General features: G+C 74.2%; 19 protein-coding genes. 8 read left to right on the top strand and 11 right to left on the bottom strand.

The genetic code is table 11. From position 1 onward, the window contains the following. Positions 1-17 precede the first annotated feature (17 nt). The 3 genes from ACWDX7_RS04805 to ACWDX7_RS04795 all read left to right on the top strand — a co-directional run bounded on the left by ACWDX7_RS04805 (position 18) and on the right by ACWDX7_RS04795 (position 5,157). A complete protein-coding gene (locus tag ACWDX7_RS04805) occupies positions 18-1,658 on the top strand; it encodes an alkaline phosphatase D family protein (RefSeq protein WP_451491996.1) in 1,641 nt (546 codons plus the stop codon). Between the two features lie 164 nt (positions 1,659-1,822). After that, entirely contained in the window at positions 1,823-3,295 is a 1,473-nt protein-coding gene (locus tag ACWDX7_RS04800; RefSeq protein WP_451491934.1) for a GNAT family N-acetyltransferase, read from the top strand. Positions 3,296-3,453: 158 nt separating this feature from the next. Then, on the top strand, positions 3,454-5,157 hold the full coding sequence (locus ACWDX7_RS04795; RefSeq protein WP_451491935.1) for a DUF885 domain-containing protein: 1,704 nt from the start codon (positions 3,454-3,456) through the stop codon (positions 5,155-5,157). Positions 5,158-5,289: 132 nt separating this feature from the next. Here ACWDX7_RS04795 and ACWDX7_RS04790 read toward each other — a convergent pair whose 3' ends face one another. The 4 genes from ACWDX7_RS04790 to ACWDX7_RS04775 form a co-directional block, all read right to left on the bottom strand. Continuing rightward, positions 5,290-5,844 carry a rhodanese-like domain-containing protein gene (locus tag ACWDX7_RS04790; protein ID WP_451491936.1) on the bottom strand — a complete coding sequence of 185 codons (555 nt, stop codon included), beginning with the start codon at positions 5,842-5,844 and terminating at the stop codon, positions 5,290-5,292. Positions 5,845-5,893: 49 nt separating this feature from the next. Continuing rightward, complete coding sequence (locus tag ACWDX7_RS04785) at positions 5,894-8,905, bottom strand: AAA family ATPase (protein ID WP_451491937.1); 3,012 nt, start codon at positions 8,903-8,905, stop codon at positions 5,894-5,896. Next, positions 8,902-10,071 carry an exonuclease SbcCD subunit D gene (locus tag ACWDX7_RS04780; RefSeq protein ID WP_451491938.1) on the bottom strand — a complete coding sequence of 390 codons (1,170 nt, stop codon included), beginning with the start codon at positions 10,069-10,071 and terminating at the stop codon, positions 8,902-8,904. Before ACWDX7_RS04780 ends, ACWDX7_RS04785 begins: the two co-directional genes overlap by 4 nt. 76 nt (positions 10,072-10,147) lie before the next feature. Further along, on the bottom strand, positions 10,148-10,774 hold the full coding sequence (locus tag ACWDX7_RS04775; RefSeq protein ID WP_451491939.1) for a YigZ family protein: 627 nt from the start codon (positions 10,772-10,774) through the stop codon (positions 10,148-10,150). 349 nt (positions 10,775-11,123) lie between these two features. Here ACWDX7_RS04775 and ACWDX7_RS04770 point away from each other — a divergent pair, with 349 nt between their 5' ends. Beyond that, positions 11,124-11,531, top strand: coding sequence for a CoA-binding protein (locus tag ACWDX7_RS04770; RefSeq protein ID WP_451491940.1), 408 nt, complete (start codon positions 11,124-11,126; stop codon positions 11,529-11,531). Positions 11,532-11,569: 38 nt separating this feature from the next. Here the strand turns inward: ACWDX7_RS04770 and ACWDX7_RS04765 are convergent, their stop codons facing one another. Beyond that, positions 11,570-12,364: an acyltransferase gene (locus ACWDX7_RS04765; protein ID WP_451491941.1), complete on the bottom strand. Its 795-nt coding sequence runs from the start codon at positions 12,362-12,364 to the stop codon at positions 11,570-11,572. Positions 12,365-12,504: 140 nt separating this feature from the next. Between ACWDX7_RS04765 and ACWDX7_RS04760 the strand changes: the two genes are divergently transcribed. Next, positions 12,505-13,050 (top strand): gamma carbonic anhydrase family protein, encoded by a 546-nt coding sequence (locus ACWDX7_RS04760; RefSeq protein ID WP_451491942.1) that lies wholly within the window; start codon positions 12,505-12,507, stop codon positions 13,048-13,050. 46 nt (positions 13,051-13,096) lie between these two features. On the opposite strand, the gene ACWDX7_RS04755 is transcribed toward ACWDX7_RS04760, so the two are convergent. The 4 genes from ACWDX7_RS04755 to ACWDX7_RS04740 form a co-directional block, all read right to left on the bottom strand. Next, entirely contained in the window at positions 13,097-13,777 is a 681-nt protein-coding gene (locus ACWDX7_RS04755) for a DedA family protein (RefSeq protein WP_451491943.1), read from the bottom strand. Between the two features lie 58 nt (positions 13,778-13,835). Continuing rightward, positions 13,836-16,349, bottom strand: coding sequence for a beta-glucosidase (locus tag ACWDX7_RS04750; RefSeq protein ID WP_451491944.1), 2,514 nt, complete (start codon positions 16,347-16,349; stop codon positions 13,836-13,838). Between the two features lie 115 nt (positions 16,350-16,464). Continuing rightward, positions 16,465-16,665 (bottom strand): DUF2191 domain-containing protein, encoded by a 201-nt coding sequence (locus tag ACWDX7_RS04745; RefSeq protein ID WP_451491945.1) that lies wholly within the window; start codon positions 16,663-16,665, stop codon positions 16,465-16,467. A 78-nt stretch (positions 16,666-16,743) separates the two neighbouring features. After that, positions 16,744-17,196 carry a DUF4442 domain-containing protein gene (locus ACWDX7_RS04740; protein WP_451491946.1) on the bottom strand — a complete coding sequence of 151 codons (453 nt, stop codon included), beginning with the start codon at positions 17,194-17,196 and terminating at the stop codon, positions 16,744-16,746. A 96-nt stretch (positions 17,197-17,292) separates the two neighbouring features. On the opposite strand from ACWDX7_RS04740, the gene ACWDX7_RS04735 reads away from it, so the two are divergent. Further along, positions 17,293-18,348, top strand: a complete 1,056-nt coding sequence (locus ACWDX7_RS04735; RefSeq protein ID WP_451491947.1) for a hypothetical protein — start codon at positions 17,293-17,295, stop codon at positions 18,346-18,348. A 149-nt stretch (positions 18,349-18,497) separates the two neighbouring features. After that, entirely contained in the window at positions 18,498-19,829 is a 1,332-nt protein-coding gene (locus tag ACWDX7_RS04730; protein WP_451491948.1) for an MFS transporter, read from the top strand. 56 nt (positions 19,830-19,885) lie between these two features. Here the strand turns inward: ACWDX7_RS04730 and ACWDX7_RS04725 are convergent, their stop codons facing one another. Both ACWDX7_RS04725 and ACWDX7_RS04720 read right to left on the bottom strand, forming a co-directional pair. Next, a complete protein-coding gene (locus ACWDX7_RS04725; RefSeq protein WP_451491997.1) occupies positions 19,886-20,677 on the bottom strand; it encodes a spermidine synthase in 792 nt (263 codons plus the stop codon). Between the two features lie 79 nt (positions 20,678-20,756). Next, a complete protein-coding gene (locus ACWDX7_RS04720) occupies positions 20,757-21,611 on the bottom strand; it encodes a patatin-like phospholipase family protein (RefSeq protein ID WP_451491949.1) in 855 nt (284 codons plus the stop codon). 249 nt (positions 21,612-21,860) lie between these two features. On the opposite strand from ACWDX7_RS04720, the gene ACWDX7_RS04715 reads away from it, so the two are divergent. After that, positions 21,861-22,589: a TVP38/TMEM64 family protein gene (locus tag ACWDX7_RS04715; protein ID WP_451491950.1), complete on the top strand. Its 729-nt coding sequence runs from the start codon at positions 21,861-21,863 to the stop codon at positions 22,587-22,589. Positions 22,590-22,632: the final 43 nt, after the last annotated feature.

Genomic DNA, 22,632 nt, shown 5'->3' with positions numbered 1-22,632 from the left:
ACGCACTGATGACATCGATGCCGTACAGCCGACGGTCCTTGATCGGCGGTTCCCTCGCCCTGTCGTCCGCTCTGGCCACTCCCGCACTCACCACACCGGCCCGCGCGGCCGCGCCCCTGCTCGGCATGCCCCTCACGGCCGGCGCGCTCCTCGGCGCCCACGCCCCCGCGCCCGCCTTCGCCCGCTCCGGCCGCCCGAGCGCGCTGTGGGGCGTCCAGTCCGGCGAGATCACCGCCCATGCGGCCACCGTCTGGACGCGCGCCGACCGCCTCGCCCGCATGGAGGTCGAGACCTCCCCGAGCGAATCGTTTCGCTACGGCGTACGCCGCCACCGCGGCCCCCTGCTCGGCCCGTCCACGGACTTCACCGGCACCACGGTCCTGCGCGACCTCCCGCCCGGCCGGCAGATCCACTACCGGGTCCTCCTCTCCGACCCCGACGACCCCCGCCGCAGCGGTGAGCCGGTCCGGGGCTCCTTCCGTACGATGCCCGTCTCCCGCCGCCAGGACGTGCGCTTCCTGTGGTCCGGGGACCTGGCGGGGCAGGGCTGGGGCATCAACCCGGACCTCGGCGGTTACCGCGTCTTCGAGGAGATGCGGCTGCGCGACCCCGATTTCTTCCTCTTCAGCGGGGATACCGTCTACGCGGACGGGCCGATCCAGGCTTCCGTTCCCCTGCGTGAAGGCGGCGTCTGGCGCAACGTCACCACGGAGGAGAAGGCGAAGGTCGCGGAGACCCTCGCCGAGTTCCGCGGGAACTTCCGCTACAACTTGCTCGATCGCAACCTGCGCGACTTCAATGCCCAGGTCCCCGTCCTCGCCCAGTGGGACGACCACGAGGTACGCAACAACTGGTACCCGGGCCAGCTGCTCGACGACCCCCGCTACACCGTCAAGGACGTCGACACCCTCGCCGGCCGCGCCCGCCGGGCCTTCGGCGAGTACTTCCCCGTCACCGACCTGCGCGGCGGCCGCGCCGAGGGCCGGATGTACCGGGTGATGCGGTACGGCCCGCTGCTCGACGTCTTCGTGCTCGACATGCGCACCCACCGCAACGCCAACTCCCCCGGCACCCAGACGCAGGACCCCGTCGGCATCCTCGGCACGGAGCAACTGGCCTGGCTGAAGCGCGAGCTGTCGCGCTCCCGCGCCATCTGGAAGGCCATCGCCGCCGACATGCCCCTCGGTATCGTGGTCCCCGACGGGGCCGCGGACTTCGAAGCCGTCGCCCAGGGCGATCCCGGCGCACCGCTGGGCCGCGAGCTCCAGATCGCCGAACTTCTGCGGCACATCAAGCACCGGCGCATCACCGGCACCGTCTGGCTCACCGCCGACGTCCACTACACGGCCGCGAACCACTACGCCCCCGAGCGGGCCGCCTTCACCGACTTCGCGCCGTTCTGGGAGTTCGTTTCCGGGCCGGTCGGCGCGGGCGGCTTCCCCGCCGGACGGCTCGACGCCACCTTCGGACCGCAGACGGCGTACGTGCAGTCCGCTCCGGTCGCCAACATGTCGCCGTCCGAGAACCCCCCGTACTACGGCGAGGTGGAGATCGACGGGGACAGCGGCGAACTCACCGTCCGGTTGCGGCGCCAGGGAGGCGGCGTCCTGTTCACCACGACGCTGGCGCCCGGCCGGGTCGGCCAGCCCCGGACCTGACCCGGACCTACCGGGACATGGCCTTCGGGCCCGACCCGGGGCCCGACCCAGACCTGACCCGGACCTGACCCGGACAACCGGGTGAAACCGGCCAGATCCAGACTTAACCAGTCGGTCACAGATCGTTCGTGATCACGCAACACCCCTGCGTCACAGTGGTGTGCATGACTGAAGGTAACCGTGCGTCTTCCCAGCGTCCCCACCACCACTGGCGACGTGACCTCGTCGAACTGGCCGCGCTCTTCTGCGCCGTCGCGGTCGCCGACGCCATCGCCAACCTCGTCGTGCACGGTCCGAGGGGACCAGTCCTGCTGGTCGCCTCGGCCGTCGCGCTCCTGGTCACCGCCGCCTTCCACACCTGGTGGGCCCGCCGGCACAGCCATGCGCCGCCGCCCGGCAGCACTGCGCCCTCGGATCCGCCGGCGTCCCCGGCCGCGGTGACGGGGACGCCGACAGGCACCGCCTCCGCCGCCGCCGCGCTCTGGCGGATGCGGACGACCGTACGGGACGAGCCCGGCTCGCTGGCCGCCGTCTGCATCGCCCTCGCGCGTAACGGCGCGGACATCCTGACCCTCCAGACGCACCCGCTCCCCGAGGGCGGCACCGTGGACGAGTTCCTGCTGCGCGCCCCGCAGCAGCTGCCCTCCGCCGACCTGACCCGTGCCATCGCCCGGGCCGGCGGCCACAGCACCTGGATCGAGCGCGCCGACGCCCACGACCTGGTCGACACACCCACCCGGGTCCTCGGCCTGGCCACGCGGACCGCGCTCGACGCCGCCGAACTGCCGCTCGCGCTGCGCCAGCTGCTCGGCCGCTGCACCATCCACTCCATCCCGGCGACCACGCTCTCGGGCCGCCCCAACGCGGGAGCCGACGCCCCCGTCGAAGGGGTCCTGGAAGCGACCGTCATGCGGCTGCGCGATCCCTCGGGCGGCGCGATCACCGTGGAGCGGCCCTACCTGCCCTTCACGCCCACCGAGTTCGCCCGGGCCCGCGCCCTGGTGGAGCTCGACGCCCGCCTCGGTCACCGGGTCCCGCGCAGCCAGGACGTACTGACCCTGCCCGAGGGCAACGAGATCACCGTCCGCCGCGCCGACGGATCCGACCGGGCCGCGGCCCGCGCGATGCACGACCGCTGCTCCGAGCGCACCCTGTCGCTGCGCTACCACGGCCCCGTCAGCGACGCCGACCGCTACCTCGGCCACCTGCTGAGCCCCCGCTTCGGCCGCACCCTCGCCGCCACCACCGCCTCCGGCAAACTCGTCGCCCTCGGCCACCTGCTGTGGGACGGCGACGAGACCGAGGTCGCGCTGCTCATCGAGGACGACTGGCAGCGCCGCGGCATCGGCTCGGAGCTGCTGCGCCGCCTCATCGCGATGGCGGTCGAGGCCCGGTGCGACAGCGTGTACGCCGTCACCCAGTCCTCCAACACCGGCATGGTCGCCGCCATGCGCGGCCTCGGCCTTCCGCTGGACTACCAGATCGAAGAGGGCACCTTGGTGATCACGGCCCGGCTCGACGCGGCCGCCCCGGTCAGCTCGCGGATGCCGTACGAGGCCGCGCGCGGCTCGGCACGCCAACTGCCCCCAGAGTCGACCCGCGAGCTGCCCCGCAACCGCCCCGCGAGCTCCCGCTGAGGCACCAGCTCTGAGCGGCCCTCACCGGATGTCCGCGCCGCGGCGCGCCGGCCGTCGCCGGCCCGCCCCGGCCCGGACTGGCGTTCCCCGGCCGACCGTCAGCAGGCTGTGAGCGAACGGTGATGACGCGGGCCCGTCTCACATACGAAGATGGGCCCATGTCAGAGACCCTCAACAGCGGCAGCGCCACCCGGCTGCCCCGGCAGGTGGCCGACGCCTACGTCGACGACCTCATCGCCATCGACCCGATCACCGGCACCTACCTCGGTGTCGCCGAGAGCTCCGGCAAGCTCCCGGACTTCTCGCCGGCCGGCCGCGCGGCCGCCGCCGAGCTGTCCCGTACGACCCTCGCCCGCCTGGACGCCGCCGAGCGGCTGCCCGGCGCGGACAGCGACACCGAGCGCCGCTGCGCCCGCCTGCTGCGCGAACGCCTCACCGCCGAGCTCGCCATCCACGAGGCCGATGAGGACCTGCGCGCGGTCAGCAACATCCACTCGCCGGTGCACAGCGTGCGCGACGTCTTCACCCTCACCCCGGCCGACACCGATGAGGACTGGGCGGCGATCGCCGAGCGGCTGCGCGCCGTCCCGGCGGCGCTCGCCGGCTACCGCGAGAGTCTCCAGCTGGGCATGGAGCGCGGGCTGTACGGTGGCCCGCGCCCCACGGCCACCATGATCGGCCAGCTCACCACCTGGGTCGGCGAGGACGGCGACGAGCCGCCCTTCTTCGAGGGCTTCGCCGCCGGCGGCCCCGCGGCCCTGCGCGCCGAACTGGACGCGGCAGCCGCCGGCGCGACCGCTGCCGTCGGCGAGCTGCGCGACTGGATGCGCGCGGTGTACGCCCCGGCCGTCGAGGGCAAGCCGGACACCGTGGGCCGCGAGCGGTACGCCCGCTGGTCACGGTACTTCAACGGCACCGACCTGGACCTGGACGAGGCGTACGCCTACGGCTGGTCGGAGTACCACCGGCTGCTCGGCGAGATGAAGACCGAGGCGGCCAAGATCCTTCCGGGCGCCGGCCCCTGGGAGGTGCTCAAGCACCTGGACGAGCACGGCACCCACATCGAGGGCGTCGAGGAGGTCCGGGCCTGGCTGCAGGGCCTCATGGACGAGGCCGTCGAGAACCTCGACGGCACCCACTTCGAGCTCGCCGAACGGGTACGGAGGGTCGAGTCCCGGATCGCGCCGCCGGGCGGGGCCGCCGCCCCCTACTACACCTCGCCCTCGGAGGACTTCTCCCGCCCCGGCCGCACCTGGCTGCCGACCATGGGCCAGACCCGCTTCCCCGTGTACGACCTCGTCTCCACCTGGTACCACGAGGGTGTCCCCGGCCACCACCTCCAGCTCGCGCAGTGGACGCACGTCGCGGACCAGCTCTCGCGCTACCAGGCCACCGTCGGCATCGTCAGCGCCAACGCCGAGGGCTGGGCCCTGTACGCGGAGCGGCTGATGGACGAGCTGGGCTACCTCAAGGACTCGGAGCAGCGCCTCGGTTACCTGGACTGCCAGATGATGCGCGCGGCCCGGGTCATCGTGGACATCGGCATGCACCTGGGTCTGGAGATCCCGGCGGATTCGCCGTTCCACCCGGGCGGGACCTGGACGCCCGCACTGGCGCAGGAGTTCTTCGCCCTGCACAGCGGCCGGCCGGCGGACTACATCGAGAGCGAGCTGACCCGCTACCTGTCCATGCCGGGGCAGGCGATCGGCTACAAGCTCGGCGAGCGCGCCTGGCTGCTCGGCCGGGACAACGCACGGGCGGCGCACGGCGATTCCTTCGACCTGAAGGCGTGGCACATGGCGGCGCTGTCGCAGGGCTCGCTCGGGCTGGACGACCTGGTCGACGAGCTGTCGAAGCTCTGACCCGCCGGACGGGCCGCTCCCGCCGGAGGGATGCGAGCGGCCCGTCCGCGATTGCGGCCGCCACCGATCAGCCGCTCAGCCCATGGCCTGTCCCGCAGCAAAGGCGACCCGGGCGTACAGGCATGCGGGCGTTCAGCAGCCGCAGTCGTCCGAGTCGGTGGGCGCGGTCAGGGGGTCGGCCTCGGCACGCTGCTGCGTACCCTGCCAGGTCTCGACCTCGAAGCCCTCGCGGATCCAGTACTCGATGCCGCCGAGCATCTCCTTGACCTGGAAGCCGAGTTCGGCGAGGGCGAGGGCGGAGCGTGCACCGCCGTTGCAGCCGGGGCCCCAGCAGTACGTCACCACCGGCACGTTCTTGTCGAGCAGCCGCTCGGCCTGCTCGGGGATGAGCGCGGTGGGCAGGTGGAGGGCGCCCGGTATGTGGGCCTGCTCCCAGGACGGGGTGGAGCGGGAGTCGATCAGCTGGAAGCCGAGCTCGGTGCCCTGCTCGCGGTGGGCCTTGAAGGCGGCGGCGACATCGGACGCGTCCGTGTGGAAGGCGAGGCTCGCGGCGAAGTAGGCGGCGGCCGCGGCCGGGGCTGCCGGAGGGACCCGCAGCACGGGGTTGGAGCTCGCGGGGCTGGAGCTCGCGGGGGCCGGGACCGTACCGGAGGCGGCGGGCTGCGTGGTCGTCTGCTGCGTCGTCATGGCAGGAAATCTACGATTCCTTGATCGTCCGCGGAAGTGGTTTTCGACCTCAGTCCATAAGTACAGCCGTACGGTGGCGCACCACCGAGCCACCGCGCTGCTTGACGATCTCCAGCTGCGTCTGCACCCGGCTCCGCAGGTCGGCGACATGGCTCACGATGCCGACGCTGCGGTCCCGTTCGCGCAGCGAGTCCAGCACGTCGAGGACCTCGTCGAGGGCCTGTTCGTCGAGGCTGCCGAAGCCCTCGTCGATGAAGAGGGTGTCCAGCCGCATGCCGCCCGCCTCGTCGGTGACGACATCGGCCAGGCCGAGCGCCAGGGCGAGCGAGGCGAAGAAGGTCTCGCCGCCCGAGAGGGTGGCGGTGTCCCGCTCACGGCCGGTCCAGGCGTCCACCACGTGCAGCCCGAGGCCGGAGCGGCCGCGTCCGCTCGCCTTGGCGTCGGAGTGGACGAGCGTGTAGCGGCCGCCGGACATGCGCAGCAGCCGTACCGTCGCCGCGGCGGCCACCTGCTCCAGCCGCGCTGCGAGCACGTAGGCCTCCAGGCGCATCTTGCGCTCGTTGTCGGCTGAGGTGCCCGCGGTCAGTCCGGCCAGCCGGGCCACCCGGTCGTAGGCCTCGCGCAGCGGGCCCAGGGCGCGCAGTTCCTCCTCGGCCCTGCGGGAGAGCCGGTCAAGCTCCGCGCAGCGGACCCGGGCGGCGTCGAAGGCCGACCCTGCCGTACGAAGCTTCGCCGCGGCCTGCTCCGCGTAGGCCTCGGCGGCATCCGGCTCGGCCGGAGGCAGGGCTGCCGCTTCCGCGGTGCCGGTTTCGCGGCGGCGGTCCGCCAGCAGGGCCTCCTCCGCCTGCCAGGCGTCCAGCCGGTGCTGGAGCGCGGTGCGTTCGTACTCCGGAAGGACCGCGTCGGCGGCGGCCTCCACGGTGTCGAAGCCGGCCTTGAACGCGGCGTCCGCGAGCTGGTCGTCGGCCTCCTTCAGCCGGGCGGCGGTCGTCTCGGCCCGGCGCAGCGCGGCGGCGGCAGCGGAGACCATCCGGACCCGGTCCTCCAGGGTCCGGGCGCGGGCCGCGACCGTGGGCGCGTCGCCCCGCACGAGGGCGAGCTCCGCTTCCAGGGAGGCCTGCTCCTGGTCCAGGGCCTCGCGCCGGGACACCCGGGCGGCGGCGCGGCGCTCGTCGTCGAGCCGGTCGGCGCTGCGCGTGGCGTGCTCGCGCTCGGCGCGGGCGAGCTGCTCCCGAGCGGCGTGGAGTCCGGCCGCGGCGGCGTGGGCGGCGGCGTGGCGGGAGCTCAGGTCGGAGGTCAGGGCGAGGAGTTCCCCGGTGGTGGCGTCCCCGGCGGCGGCCGCCGCCTCGGTGCGGGCCTCCTCGACGGCGGCGAGGCGGCGTTCGACGGCGGCCCGCCGTTCCTCGGCCTGTTCGAAGAGGGCGTGGGCGGCGTCTTCGGCCGCCCGGTCCACGTGGCCGGGGGCCGGGCGGGCCGGAGCGGGGTGCTCCGCGGACCCGCACACGGTGCACGCCTCCCCGGCGACGAGCGCTTCGGCCAGCTCGGCGGCGATCCCGCGCAGCCGGGCCTCCTTCAGCTCCAGCCAGCGCTCGCGGGCGGCGGTCGACTCCTCGCGCAGGGAGAGCAGTTCGCCCGCGGCCCGTTCCGCGTCGGCGGCCAGCGCGTCGCGGCGCCGGGCGGCGTTGAGGTGCAGGCGGGCCGGTTCCAGTCGTCCGGCCAGTTGCTCGGCGAGGGTCGCCGACTGCTGGGCCGCTTCCACCCGCTCCAGCAGCGCGGCCCGGGTCGTCTCCCAGCGCTCCAGCCACTCGGCGGACTCCTGGCGCTGTTCCTCGGCGGCCCGGGCCTCCCGGTCGAGGTTGGCGCGCTCGCGGCCGATCTCGGCGCTGCGCTGCTCGGCACGGTGCGCGGCGCCCACCGCGCCCAGTTCCTCGCGCAGCCGCTGTTCGACGGCGGCCAGCTGCTCGATGCCGGCCTCTGCGAGGGGCGCGGGGAGTTCGGTCCGGGCGGCCGTCTCGGCGTGCGCGGCCGCCAGGTGGGCGGCGGAGGCGGCGCCGCGCAGTTCCAGTGCGGGGGCCACCAGGGCGCCCCGCCGGGCCCGGTCCAGCAGGGCGCGCACCCGCTGCCGCTCGGGCTCCGCCTCGGCCAGGACGGCGGCCCGGCGGACGGTCTCGGCGTGCCGGCGCTGCAACCGGTCGAGCTCCCGCGCCTCTTCGGCGGCCCGCCGGGCGGCGGCGTGCCGGCCCTCCACGGCGGCCAGCGCGTATTCGGCGACGGTCAGCTGCTCCCGGGCGGCGCACCGGGCGACGGCCGCCCAGGCCCGGACGGCCTCGGCGAGCCCTGGATCGCCGGGCTGGTGGGCGGGCATGGGCCAGGCCCGCAGGTCGGCGCTGTCGCCGGCGGCCTGCGCCAGCCGCTGGGCGGTGCCGAGGACCCTCTCGTCGCCAGCGCGCACCTTGGCCTCGGCGGCCCGGCGGCGTTCGGCGAGGAGGGTTTCGACGGCGGCGAAGCGGCGGGTGTCGAAGAGCCGCCCCAGCAGGCGGCCGCGGGCCGCCTCGTCGGCGCGCAGGAACTTCGCGAACTCCCCCTGCGGCAAGAGCACGACCTGGCAGAACTGCTCGCGGCTCATGCCGAGCAGCTGCTCTATCTCCTCGCCGATCTCCTGGTGCGACTTGCTGAGGGCGCTCCACCCCTCGCCGGTGTGCTCGCGCAGCCGGCTCTGGGCCTTGTCCTTGGTGGTGCCGGTGCCGCGCTTCTTCGGCCGTTCCTGTTCGGGGCGCCGGGTGATCTCCAGGCGGCGTCCGCCCGCCGTCAGTTCGAGGGTGACCTCGGTCGGGGTGTCGGCCGCGGCGTGGTCGCTGCGCAGGGTGGTGCCGGGGGCCTGGCGGGAGCCGGGCACGGATCCGTAGAGCGCGTAGCAGACGGCGTCGAGCACGGAGGTCTTCCCGGCGCCGGTGGGCCCGTGCAGCAGGAAGATCCCCGCGCCAGACAGCGCGTCGAAGTCGATCTCCTGGGCCTCGGCGAACGGCCCGAAGGCGGCGACCCTGAGCCGGTGCAGCCTCATCGGTGGGTCTCCTGGCGGGCGTCCTGTGCGCGTACGTCGTCGAAGGCGCCCCGCAGCACGGTGCGTTCGGCCTCGTCGGCGGGTCCGCCGCCGCGCACGTGGGCGACGAAGTCCTCGGCGATCTCCTGGTCGCTGCGGCCCCTGAGCCGCTGGGCGTAGGAGACGCCGGACTCCTCCGTCCGGCCGTCCGGGTCGAAGGCGAGGCTGAGGGTGTGCGGGAAGCGCGCGGCGATCCGGCCCATGGGGTCCTCGGGGCGGACCGGGTCGGTGAGCGTGGCCTCCACCCAGCAGTCCTCGTACGGGCTGTACGCGGGATCCTCCAGCAGGTCGTCCAGCCTGCCGCGCAGCCGCCGCAGGGCGCGCGGCACGGGGGTGTCGATCCGGTCGGCGCTCACGATCTCCCCGCGCGCGCCCAGGTCGATCAGCCACATGGTCTTGCGGTGGTCGGCCTCGGAGAAGGAATAGGCCAGCGGGGAACCGGAGTAGCGGACCCGTTCGTTGATCGTCTGGCAGCCGTGGAGGTGGCCGAGGGCGGCGTAGTCCACCCCGTCGAAGACGGAGGCGGGCACGGCCTCCACTCCGCCGACGGTGATGTCGCGCTCGCTGTCGCTGGCCTGACCGCCGGTGACGAAGGCGTGCGCCAGGACGACGGAGCGGGTCCCGGGGGCGCGCCCCGCCAGGTCGGCCCGGATCCGGTCCATCGCCGCGCCCAGCACCGCCTCGTGGCTCACCTTCCGCGCGCCGAACTGGTCCTTGACCAGGGCGGGTTCCAGGTACGGCAGTCCGTACAGCGCTACCTCGCCGTGTACGTCGGCCAGCACCACCGGATTCGCGCAGCCGGCCGGGTCGGTCCTGAGGTGGATCCCGGCCCGGTCGATCAACCCGGCGCCGACTCCCAGGCGGCGGGCGGAGTCGTGGTTGCCGGAGATCATGACGGTGGGCACCCCGAGGTCCGCGAGCCGGTGCAGGGCCCGGTCGTACAGCTCGACGGCGGGCAGCGGCGGCACGGCGCGGTCGTAGACGTCACCGGCGACGAGGACGGCGTCGACCTCGTGCTCGCGGACGGCCGCGATCAGGTGGTCGATGAAGGAGGCCTGGGCGCCGAGCAGGTTCACGCGGTGGAAGGACCGGCCGAGGTGCCAGTCGGAGGTGTGCAAAAACTTCACTCGCCGGGCCCGCCGCACATACCGTCTCCCCCTGGTCGTCTCCCGCTCGATGAACCCCTCTACGCTAACCCGTCCCTCAGGGCGCGTAGGTCTCTCCGCCGAGGGTGAGGGTGGCACTGCCCGCCGTACTGTCGGCGAGCCAGGCCCCGAAGGCGGGCAGCTCGGCCTCCGGGAGCGCGATGTCGATCTCCACGGCGGCCCCGTACCGCAGGTCCAGGACGGTCCGTCCGGTGGAGCGCAGATCGTTCTGCGTCCTGCCCGCCCGCTGGTGGTCGACCGTGACGGTGGCCAGCCGGTAGCGGCGCCGGGTGACGGTGCCGAGCGCGTCGAGGGCCTCGCCGACGACACCGCCGTAGGCCCGGATCAGCCCGCCGGCGCCGAGCTTCACGCCGCCGTAGTAGCGGGTGACCACGGCGACCGCGTAGCGGATGTCACGGCGCATGAGCATCTGCAGCATGGGCACCCCGGCGGTGCCGCCGGGTTCGCCGTCGTCGCTCGCCTTCTGGACGGCCGCGTCGGCGCCGACGACGTAGGCGAAGCAGTTGTGCGTGGCGGCGGGGTGCTCCTTGCGAATGCGCGCGACGAACTCCTGCGCCTCCTGCTCGGTCGCGGCGGGCGCGAGCGAGCACAGGAAGCGCGAACGGTTGATCTCCGCCTCGTGCACACCCTCGCCCGCCACCGTCACGTACTGCTCTGCCGTCACCGCTCCACCCTAATCCGTGACCGAGAGCGCCCCGTCCGCACGAGAACCGGGCGGGCCGTTCGACCGCGAGGGCCGTCAGATCGCATCTGGCTCCATCCGGGCCCGTGAGGCGCCCGGACCGGTCTGATCGGGAGCTCGTCGGGATGGACGTCCTGGCGGTACACCTCCGGAGGGGAGCCGTCGCGGTGAGCGTTGAAGCCGCGGGGTAACCCGTCCGGACCACACCCGCGCCGTTGAGCCGGTAGGGAGGGGCCTACGGGGAATCAGGCATGCGGCTTTTCGGTTGACCGGGGATGCGGGGCGGCATCGGGCCGTCCGGTGGGACGGCAAGCAGCAGGAGGCGGCGCGCGTGTACGGCGATCCGGAAACCATTCGCAAGATCCTCACCGAACTCGGCGACACGTGGGCCGTCGTGGGGCTCTCCCAGAACCAGGACCGGGCGGCCTACGGCGTGGCCCGCGTGCTCCAGCGGTTCGGCAAGCGTGTGATCCCCGTACACCCCAAGGCGGAGACGGTGCACGGCGAGGCCGGCTACCCCTCGCTGGAGGCGGTCCCCTTCCCGGTGGACGTGGTGGACGTCTTCGTGAACAGCCGCCTGGCCGGCCCGGTCGCCGACCGGGCGGTGGCCATCGGCGCGAAGGCCGTCTGGTTCCAGCTGGGGGTGATCGACGAGGCCGCCTACGCACGGACCCGAGCGGCCGGCCTGGACATGGTCATGGACCGCTGCCCGGCGATCGAGATCCCGGTCCTCCGGTAGCGGCTGCCCGCGCCCGGGCGGCCGGCCGCCCGGCTCGGCTACGCCGGGCTCTGCTCCGCCGCCGGGGCCGGCCGCGTCGCGTCCGTCCCCCGTTCTGCCCGTTCCGTCAGTTCCGCGAGCGCCGTCAGCTGCTCCGGCGTGACCCCGTCGGGGATCGGCACCGGCGCCGGGGTCCGCAGCGGCGGCTGCCAGCCCGTGTCCGGTTCCCAGCGCCGCACGATGCGCGCCGGGGCGCCGGCCACGACGGCGTGGTCCGGTACCTCGCCCCGTACGACGGCCCCCGCGGCCACGACGACGTTTCGGCCCAGCCGCGCACCCGGCAGGATCACCGCTCCCGTGCCCAGCCAGCAGCCCGGGCCGATCTCGACCGGCGCGCTGCGCGGCCACTGCCTGCCGACCGGCTGGTGCGGGTCGTCGTAGCTGTGGTTGGTGGAGGTGATGTACACCCCGGGGCCGCAGAAGGTGTCGTCGCCGATGGTGATCCGCGTGTCGGCGATGACGTGGCTGTCCCGGCCGATCACCACCCCGTTGCCGAGCACCAGCACCGGCTCCGTACCGAGGTCCAGATCCGGCATCATCCCGGCGGTGAGGGTGACCTGCTCACCGATGATGCAGTGGTCGCCGAGCCGGATCCACCGCTCACCGAAGACCGTGCCCTGCGGGAAGGCCAGCCGGGTGCCGTGCCCTATGGCGGCGAAGCGCAGCGGCCCGGGGGTCTGGGCGGTGACCGCGCCGGCCTGCCGCATCCAGCGCCAGCCGGCGTGGACCGCGCGGCTCGTGAGCCGGCGGCGCAGGGCCGTCATGGATGAGAACGTGTTCTGGTTCTTCGGCACCCGGCCACGGTAGTGCGCCGCGCCCCGGTCGTCCGGACGGTGATCCTGTGATCTGCACCCCATCGCGGCACAGGACGGCGCGTGCCCTACGGTGCCGGTAGCGCGGCACCCGCAAGACGAAGGACAAGAGGAAACAGAACATGACGCATCAGGCGGCCCGGGCCCTCGTCGCGGGCGTGGGCGGAAAGAATCCGGCCATCGACCCCGCGGCCTTCACGGCACCCACTTCCGTCGTCCTCGGCGACGTCACCCTGGCCGCCGGCGTGAGCGTCTGGTATTCCGCGGTGCTGCGTGCCGACTGCGGACCGATCACCCTGGGCGCCGACAGCAATCTGCAGGACAACTGCACGGTGCACGTGGACCCGGGCTTCCCCGTCTCCATCGGCGAGCGCGTCTCCATCGGTCACAACGCCGTCGTGCACGGCTGCACGGTCGAGGACGACTGCCTGATCGGCATGGGCGCGACGGTCCTGAACGGCGCGGTGATCGGCGCCGGTTCCCTGGTGGCCGCGCAGGCGCTCGTCCCGCAGGGCATGGTGGTCCCGCCCGGCTCGCTGGTGGCGGGAGTCCCCGCCAAGGTCCGCCGTGAGCTGACCCCGGAGGAGCGCGAGGGGATCAAGCTGAACGCCGCGATGTACCTGGAACTGGCCCGGCAGCACCGCGCCTCGGTCACCCCGGCCGGATAGCGCCTTCGCCCCCTGACCGGCCATGCCCTGCCCTGCCCCGACCGCTTTACACGCGGTCGGGGACGGGCTGCGCGGTCACCGGCTCCGCCGGCTCCGGCGAGGGCGCCGGCTGGGCCGCCTCCTCCACCGCCTTCTTCATGCGCATGCGCAGCACCACCGTCACCGTGATCGCGAACAGCACGGCCAAGGTCAGCGCCAGCCAGGAGAACCGCTTCAGCCACGGCTCGGCGACGATCCCGACCGAGTAGATGACCGCGGTGGTACCGCCGGCCCAGAGGATTCCACCGAAGACGTTCGCGATGAGGAACTTCCAGTACGGCATGTGCAGCACGCCCGCCAGCGGTCCGGCGAAGATCCGCAGCAGCGCCACGAACCGGCCGAAGAAGACCGCCCACATGCCCCACTTCTCGAAGGACCGTTCGGCCATGGCCACCTGGTCCGGGCCGAAGTGCTTGGGGAACCGCCTCCCGAGCCGTTCCAGCAGCGGCTTGCCGCCCCGGCGCCCGATCGCGTAGCCGATCGAGTCGCCCACGATCGCCCCGACGGTCGCGCAGACTCCCAGCACCACGGGGTCGATGTCCCCGTGCTGCGAGGCCAGCAGCGCCGAGCTGACCAGGACGATCTCCCCCGGCAGCGGGATGCCCAGGCTCTCCAGCCCGATCACCAGTCCCACCAGGAGATAGACGGCGAGCGCCGGAATCGTCTCCAGCCATTCCTGGATGTGCACCGGTACGTCCTCCCGAGTCCTCGCGGGCGTGCCCCCTGCGGCTCGCCGAACGGGCAGCCTACCGGCTCCCCACCACGGCATTGACCCGCAGCGGCAGCTCGCGCGAGGAACGGCCGACGAACACCTCGCGGCGGCCGTGCCCCAGGACCCACGCATGCTGTTCGGGGTCCCACGACGACAGCGCCCGGGCGTCGATGTCGAGGCTGACCCGCAGCGCGCGGCCCGGATCCAGGGTGATCCGCCGGTAGCCGGCCAGGGCCCGCACCGGCTGGTCGAGTTTGAGCGCCGGCGAGGGGCCGACGTACACCTGGGCCACCTCCGTGCCCGTGCGGCGGCCGGTGTTGCGGACGGTGAACTCCACCCGCAGCCCGTCCCCGTGCGGGCGCAGCGCCGGCTTCTCGTACTGCCAGGTGGTGTACGAGAGCCCGTGGCCGAAGGGGAACAGCGGGGGGACCCGCCGCGCGTCGTACCAGCGGTGGCCGACGTGGACGCCCTCGGTGTACTCCTGGCGGCCGCCGACCCCGGGGTAGCGCAGCGGGTCCCCGCCGACCGGGGTGGCGCGTTCGGCGGCCGGGAAGGTCTGGGTGAGCCGGCCGCCGGGATCCACGTCACCGAACAGGACGTCGGCGGTGGCGCCCGCGCCCTCCTGGCCCGGGTAGTACATCTGCAGGACCGCTCCGGTACGGGAGAGCCACGGCATGGTCGTACTGGAGGAGGTGTTGAGCACGACCGTGGTACGGGGATTCGCGGCGGTGACCGCCTCGATCAGCCGCTCCTGCCCGCCCGGCAGGCCCAGCGAGCTCCGGTCGCAGCCCTCGGTGGCGTCCTCGTAGGCGAACAGCACCACGCTGGGGGCCGACTTGGCCGCCTTCACGGCCTCGGCGAGGTCCGCGGCGCGGCTCGCCCTCGTGGTGTGCCGCAGCCGGAAGCGCTGCCCCCGGGCGCCGCCCCGGACGGTCACGGCGAGCCGGTGGGTGCCCACCGTGAGGGCGAGGGTGCGGCGGCGTACGGTCATCCCGTCGGGCGCGGAGCCGAGCAGTCCGCCCGCGAGGTGCTCGGCCGCGCCCGCCTGGGCCGGAAAGAGCTCCTCCCCGTCCAGGCGTACGCTCGGCCGCTCCCCGGTGTAGTGGACCAGGAGCGTCCACTCGTCGTCCGCCGTCAGGCGGAACGATCCCTCGTAGCTCCAGCCGCTCCCGGCGGCCACCCGCCGGTCCTCCAGATCGGTGGCGGGGTCCAGCAGCCCCGGCGGGAGCGGCCTGCCGTACAGGTCCTCCCCGAGGGCGTAGCGCACGGTGGCGCCGGTCCCGGCGCGCTGCCGGATGGCGGTGAGCGGGGCGGCCGCGCGGTCCGCGACCACGTGCGCGCTGCCGCCGCCGCTGACGAAGGGCGCCCGGGCGGTGGGTCCGATCACCGCGATCGAGCGGACGGCGGCGCCGGTCAGGGGCAGGGTGGCGCGCTCGTTGCGCAGCAGCACGGCCCCGGCGGCGGCCACCTTGCGGGCCACTCGCGCCCCCGCGGCAGCGTCGCGTGCGGGCCGGGGCTCGGGGCGTGAGGTCAGCAGGCCGAAGCGGTCCATCGCGGTCAGGATGCGGCGTACGGCCTGGTCGACGGTGTTCTCGGGCACGGTGCCGCCGCGCACCGCCTCGCGCAGCGGGCCGCCGAAGTGGGTGCCGCCGGGCATCTCCATGTCCAGGCCCGCGGTGATGGAGGCGACCGTGCCGTGGACGGCGTTCCGGTCGGACATCACCCAGCCCTCGAACCGCCACTGGTCGCGCAGCAGTTCGCCGAGCAGCGGTCTGCTCTCGCAGGCGTACACGCCGTTGACCTTGTGGGAGGCGCCCATCACCGCCCCGACGCCCGCCGTCACGGCCGCCTCGAAGCCCCGTAGTCCGGTCTCGTGCAGGGTCTGCTCGTCGGCGATCACGTCGACGGTGTCGCGCCCGTGCTCCTGGTTGCCGAGGGCGAAAGGGGTGACGGTGGCGATGAGCCCCTCGTCCTGGATGCCGCGGACGACTGCGGCGACGAGGTCGGCGGTGAGGCGGGGATCCTCGGCGAAGGCCTCGAAGTTCCGGCCGGCGTACGGGGTGCGGATGAGGTTCGCCCTCGGCGCCAGCACCACGTCCTGGCCCAGCGCGCGGCCCTCGCGCCCGATGACCCGGCCGTACTCGCGGGCGAGCGCCGGATCGAAGGCCGAAGCCAGCAGGACCGGCGCGGGCAGTGCGGTGGCCGGCTCGGCGACCCGGACGCCTGCGGAGCCGTCGGCGAGCCGCAGCGCCGGGATGCCGAGGCGCGGTACGCCGGGCAGGTAGCCGGCCTGGCCGAGGGGCGCCGGATCCCGGCCGCCGTGGAGCAGGGCGGTCTTCTCGTCGAGGGTGAGCCGCTCCAGCAGGGCGTCGATGCGGGCGGCGCTGCCCGGCTCGGCGGCGGCCGCGGGCGGCGGGGGCGAGGCCCTGCGGACGACGGCGCCCGGCGGGACGGTGGCCACGCAGCCGCCCGCCCCCATGGCCGCGCCCACCACGCCGACCGCCCCCAGCAGCCGCATCACCGAACGTCTGGACACGGACTCGCTCATGGGCGCTCCCTGCGGCGTCGGGCGGCGGGAGCGGCCCGCGCCGGACCGCTCCCCCGCCCACTGTGCGCCGAGGGTCCGCCGCCCGTGCTCAGACGCGCCATCAGAACGCCCAGGTTCAGCCCTGCGGCGGCTGGGGCGTGCTCTCGGGGTCGCGCCGGGGCTCGTTCCGCAGCTCGACCACGGCCTCCGTGCGGTGCCCGCGCGCGATGTAGTCCCGTACGACGGCCTCCACCGCGTCCTGCGGCGAGCCGACGCCGGCGAGGACCATCACCTCCACCACGAGCTCGGCATCGAGGCTGATGCTGACCTTGGCCACGGGTACCCCCTCCGTCCTCGTGGAAGGGACTCTAGGACAAAGGCCAGGCCCTGCCGACGAGTTGCGCACGAAGAGAAATCACGCGTTGGGCCGCAGCGTCCAGACGACCGTCATCTCGCCCGTCACCGCCTCGTCCTCGCGCTGGATGGCGACGGTGACCGGGAACTCGGGGCGACCGCCCGCGTCGAGTTCCGCGACGACGTCGGCGGCCGGGCGGCCGAGCGTCGCGGTCGCGGTGACGACGCCCTTGGCGAGCTTCTTGTAGCCGATCTCGGCCCGGACGGCGAGCGGCACGGCGCGCGAGAGCTGGTCGCCGAAGGCGGCCAGGACGATCGCGCCGCTCGCCGACTCGGCGAGGGTGAACATGGCTCCGGCGTGCGGGCCGCCGACGTGGTTGTGGAAGTCGGGCTGGTCCGGCAGCCGGACGACGGCACGCTCGGGCGTGGTCTCCAGGAACTGGAGGTTCAGGGTCCGGGCCATCGGCACGGTCGCGGCGAGCAGTTCGCCCACGTTCATCTGTTCTGCGCTCATGGGCCGCGACGTTACCCGCGAGTAGACACTCTTGGCCAGACCCGTCCCGGGGGCGGCCGTGGCTCCGGCGGCCCACGCCCACTATCGTTACCGGCCATGTGGCCAGGACAGCAGCAGCCGCCCGGGGGCGAGCACAACCCTCAGGACGCGCATCAGAACCCGTACCAGAAGCAGCAGCCGGGACAGCCCGGGCAGCCGAGCCCGTACCAGCAGCAGCCCGGGTACGGCGAGCAGCCGCCGGGCTACGGGTACCCGCAGCAGCCGGGACAGCAGCCGGGGTACCAGCAGCCCCCGACCGTCCCCGTCCCCTCGTGGGGCCCGCCCCAGCAGGCCTCACCGCCGCCGGGCGGCGGCGGGAGCCCTTACTCGACCAAGACCGTGGCCATCGTCGCCGCCGCCGCCGTGATCGTCGTGGCCGCCGCGACCGGTGGCTTCGTCCTGACCCGGGACGACAAGAAGACCCCCCTGGCCGACGACAAGCCCGTGGCGTCCTCGCCCCCCGCCAGTTCGCCCGCCCCGGTCGGCAGCAGCGGGAACCCGCGCGCCGGCGGCGAGGTGAAGCCGGTGATCCCCGGCTGGAAGGTCGTCATCAACCCGAAGTACGGCACCGCCTTCGACGTCCCGCCGGAGTGGAGCGTCTCCAGCTCCGGCATGTCCAGCGGGTTCGAGGACGCGGCCAAGAACGACGGCTCCCCGATCGTGATGATGTCGGCCCCCGCCTTCCTCAAGGACGGCTGGTGCAAGGTCGACTCGGACAAGAACGGCAGCGAGGAGACGTTCTCGCTGGCCGGCACCGGCACCAAGGGCGGCCAGGGAGCCAAGGACACCGCCGAGGCCGTGCGCAACGAGGCCGGCAACTGGGCGTTCGCCGCCTACGCGCAGAAGGCGCCCAAGGGCACCGTCAAGGTCTCCGAGGCCAAGGAGTACACCACCGCCTCCGGCCTCAAGGGGCACATGGCGACCGCTACGGCGGCCGGCCTGCCGAAGGAGCACAAGTGCTCCTCCGACGGCAAGTCCATCGCCTTCAGCTTCATGACCGCCAACGGCGACTTCTCCAGCTGGATCCTCTACGGCGCCGCGGGCGTCGAGGGTGAGGTCAAGCCGGAGACCTACGAGAAGATCCTCAGCTCGGTCCGGCTCAGCGCCGGCTGACCTCTGCGCCGGCCTCGCCGCGCCGGCCCGGGCGGGCCCTCACCGGCCCTCACCGGCCCTCACCGGCCTTCGCCGCGCCCGCCCGCACCATCCCGCCCCGGGACGACAATCCGTTTGGATTCTCGGCCCGGGGCGGCGATAGTCCGGGGGTGAGTTCTCCCCCCGCCGCCTCCCCCCGTACGCCCGCACGCCGCCGCCGGCCCGCCTGGGCCGGCCGCAACTACAGCCTCCTGACGGGCGCCGCGGTCGTGACGAACCTCGGCAGCCACGGAGCGCTCATCGCGGCCGCCTTCGCCGTACTGGAGGCCGGCGGCTCCGGCGGGGACGTCGGCCTGGTCGCCGCCGCCCGTACGCTGCCCCTCGTCCTCTTCCTGCTGATCGGCGGCGCCCTCGCCGACCGGCTGCCGCGCCACCGCGTGATGGTGGCGGCCAACGCCCTCAACTGCCTCTCGCAGGCCGCGTTCGCCGTGCTCGTGCTCGCCGGCGAGCCCCAGCTGTGGCAGATGATGCTGCTGACGGCGCTGTGCGGCACCGGCACGGCCTTCTTCAACCCGGCGGCCGAGGGCATGCTGCTCTCCACCGTCTCCGGCGAACACGCCAACCGTGCCTTCGCGCTCTTCCGCATGGCCATGAGCGGCGCGGCCCTCGGCGGAGCGGCCATTGGCGGCGCGATGATCGCCGTGATGGGCCCCGGCTGGGTCCTGGCCGTGGACGCGGCGGCCTTCGCGCTCGCGGGCGCCCTGCGCGCCTTCCTCGATGTCAGCCACGTCCCCGACCGGGCGCCGGGCGGCGGCCTGCTGGCCGATCTGCGCGAAGGCTGGGTGGAGGTCCGCACCCGTCCCTGGCTGTGGAGCATCGTGCTCCAGTTCTCGGTCGTCGTCGCCGTCGTCGGCGCCGCGGAGGCGGTCTACGGTCCCCTGGTGGCCCGGGACCGGCTCGGCGGGCCGGCGCCCTGGGGCCTGGCCCTGGCCTGCTTCGGCCTCGGCACCATCGCCGGTGCGGTGCTGATGATGGCGTGGAAGCCGCGGCGGCTGCTGCTGGTCGGCACCTTGTGCGTGTTCCCGCTGGCACTGCCGTCGGCCGGGCTGGCGCTGCCGCTGCCCGTATGGGGTCTGTGCGCGGTGATGCTCGTCAGCGGAGCCGCCATCGAGGTGTTCGGCGTGAACTGGATGACCACGATGCACCAGGAGATCCCGGAGGAGAAGTTCTCCCGGGTCTCCGCCTACGACTGGTTCGGCTCGGTCTCGATGCTCCCGCTGGCCACGGCCCTGGCCGGCCCGGCCGAATCCGCCTTCGGCCGCGGCCCGGCCCTCTGGGGCTGCGCGACCCTCGTCGTCCTGGTCACCGCCCTGGTCCTCACGGTCCCGGACGTCCGCCGCCTCACCCGCAAAGCACCGCCGCCCACGTCCCCGAAGATGCCCGCCCCGACGCATTCCCCCGAGCCCGTAGCCTCGGGTACCTCCACCCCCGCCGACGGCTGAGCCACGGGGCCGGGCCCGGCGGCCTCAGGGGAACGTGCTCGCGCGGCAGCCGCCCCTCAGCCCAGGGTGAACGCCCCTTCCGGCGGGGCCGGAGACGGACCGGCCTCGGCGTCGGCCACCGGCCGCGCCCCCCGCATGAACCGCGCCAGCCCCTCCCCGAACTCCACCCGGGCGGGAAACGCGTCGGCCGCGCACCGTCGAGCCAGCGCGGCGACGGGCAACTCCCCGTCCGAGGCCAGCACCAGGACGTTCCCGAACCGCCTCCCCCGGCGCACCGCCGGCTCCGCGATCAGCGCGAGTTCCCCGAACACGGCCCGGAAGTTGGCGAGTTGGGCCCGCAGGAAATCGAACGGCGCCCCGTCCGCCAGATTGGCCGCGTACAGCCCGCCCGGCCGCACCACTCGGGCAGCTGCCCGCGCGTACTCCACCGAGGTGAGCCGCGCCGGCACCCGCGAGCCGCCGAACACGTCGGCCACCACCACGTCCGCGCTGTCCGCCGGGGCCGCTTCCAGCCACGTCCGGGCGTCGGCGGTGTGCACGGTGATCCCGGAGCCCTCCGGCAGCGGCAGGTGCTCCGCGACCAGTTCCACCAGGCCCGCGTCGTATTCGACGACCGCCTGCCGTGACCCGGCCCGCGTCGCCGCCGCGTACCGCGGCAAGCTCAGCGCGCCGCCGCCCAGGTGCAGCAGGTCCAGTGCCCGCCCCGGCTGCGCCGCGCAGTCCAGGACGTGCGCCAGCCGTCGCGCGTACTCGAACTCCAGGTACTCCGGCTCGTCCAGGTCCACGTACGACTGCGGCGACCCGTCGACGGTGAGCAGCCAGGCCCGCCGCCGGTCCACGTCCGGCATCAGCTTGGCGGTGCCCTGGCCCACTGCCCGGATCACCGGGATCTGTTCGTCGCTCACCCCACCATTGTCGGGCCGGGTCTCAGTCCTGCCGGACCGGCCAGATCGCAGCGGCCTCGGCCGCGTGCGCGGCGGCCTGCGCCAGGCCCGCGCGCGCCGCCGGGTCGCGCCGGGCGGGGTCGAGGACGTTGCGCCCGAAGGTCTTGCGGGCCGCGGCCGACGGGGTGATCAGCAGCACCCGCGCCCCGGCCTTCCGCAGCGCGGCGGCCTGCGCGGCCGGTGAGGGGACGAGCCCGGAGCCCAGCGTGAGGGGGGCGATGATCACCACGCGTGCGTAACCCTCGGCCAGATCCGCGTTGGTGGCGGAGCGGATACCGCCGTCGATGAAACGCCGCCCGCCGACCGTGACCGGCGGCCATACGCCCGGGACGGCGCAGCTCGCCGAGACGGCGTCGACCAGTCCCGCCGTGCCCTCCCGGTCGAAGGCGGCCAGTTCGCCGCTGAGCGCGTCCACCGCCGTGACGAGCAGCCGCCGCTCGGGCCACTCGTGCGCGACCAGCCGGGCCGCCAGGACCTCGCGCCGCCGCGCCTCCGCGCCCGTATCGGCGGCCAACGCCATGGCGCCGACCCGCCGCCGGTAGGCGGTCGCGTCCCGCGAGCGCACCATCGCGACGGCATAGCGCGCGACCAGGCCCGCGCCCAGCCTCGCCGCGCTCTCGCCCGCGGCGTCGCCGAGCTGACGCTCGTACAACTGCCGCGGGGTGAGCAGTCCGGAGGTCAGCTGGGCGCCGACCACAGCACCCGCCGAGGTGCCGACGACGAGGTCGGCGGTGGTGAGGTCCACGCCGGCGCGGGCGAGCCCGTGGAGGATCCCGCACTCCCAGCCGATGCCGGTCAGTCCCCCGCCGCCGAGCACCAGTGCCGTATCGCCGCCCATCGCGCCCCACCCATCCTCGTACGCCTGTGAGGCCGCAGTCTGACGCAGCGCGGCCGCCGCCACCACAGGGGGGCCCGGAAGCGCTCGGCGCCGAGGGCCTCAGTGGTCTTCGTCACTCTTCGACCGCGCCCGCCGCAGCAGGTGAGGGTGGCTGGGAAGGACGCGACGGCCCTCGCGGGCCGCCGGTCGTTCGCCGGCATGAGGCCGGGATGACGGCGGGCCGCCGCACCCGTCGGCTACGCTCCCCGGGTGTCCCTCCTCCTCGCGCCGTGGACCCGGCTGTCGCTCCTCGTCGTGCTGCTCCTCGCGGCCGGCGTGTGCGTGCTGCTGTACGAGCCCCAGCGCTTCCTCTCGGAGGGCTGGCCCCCGGGACTCCCGGTGGGTACGGCGGTGCTGATGTTCGCTGTCGCATACGGCGTCTGCTCCGCTGCCTTCGTACCGCGGCCGCTGCTCAACCTGGCCGCGGGAGCCGTCTTCGGCGCGCAGTTCGGCCTCATCGCTGCGGTCGGGGGTACCGTTCTGGGTGCCGCCGCGGCCTTCGGCCTCGGCCGGGTGATGGGCCAGGAGGCTTTGCGGCCGTTTCTGCGCGGCCGGTGGCTCCAGGCGGCCGACGGCCAGCTCAGCCGGCACGGGTTCCGCTCGGTGCTCGCCGTCCGGATCTTCCCCGGTGTCCCCTTCGTGGTGGCCAACTACTGCGCGGCGGTGTCCCGCTGCGGCTGGTTCCCCTTCCTCTTCGCCACGGCGATCGGCGTGGTCCCGAACACGGCGGCCTACGTGATCGCGGGGGCCAGCGCCTCCTCCCCCGGCTCCCCCGCCTTCCTCCTCTCGTTCGGCTTCATCGCGGTCTCTCTCCTGGCCGCCGCGGCGGTGGCCTGGCGCAAGCGGCACCGCCTGACGCCGCCTCGAACACGCGAAGTCCCGTACGAGCTGACGCCCCAGCACCCCCCTGTGGTCAGCGGTGCCTCGCGCGGGCCCTAGCATCGGACGCGAACTGCCCGACGATCACAAGGACGAGCGCACA

The sequence above is a fragment of the Streptomyces sp. NPDC003034 genome (assembly GCF_053591375.1).
Note: the sequence above shows the minus strand (reverse complement) of the source record. Positions and strands in the feature narration are given on the sequence as shown.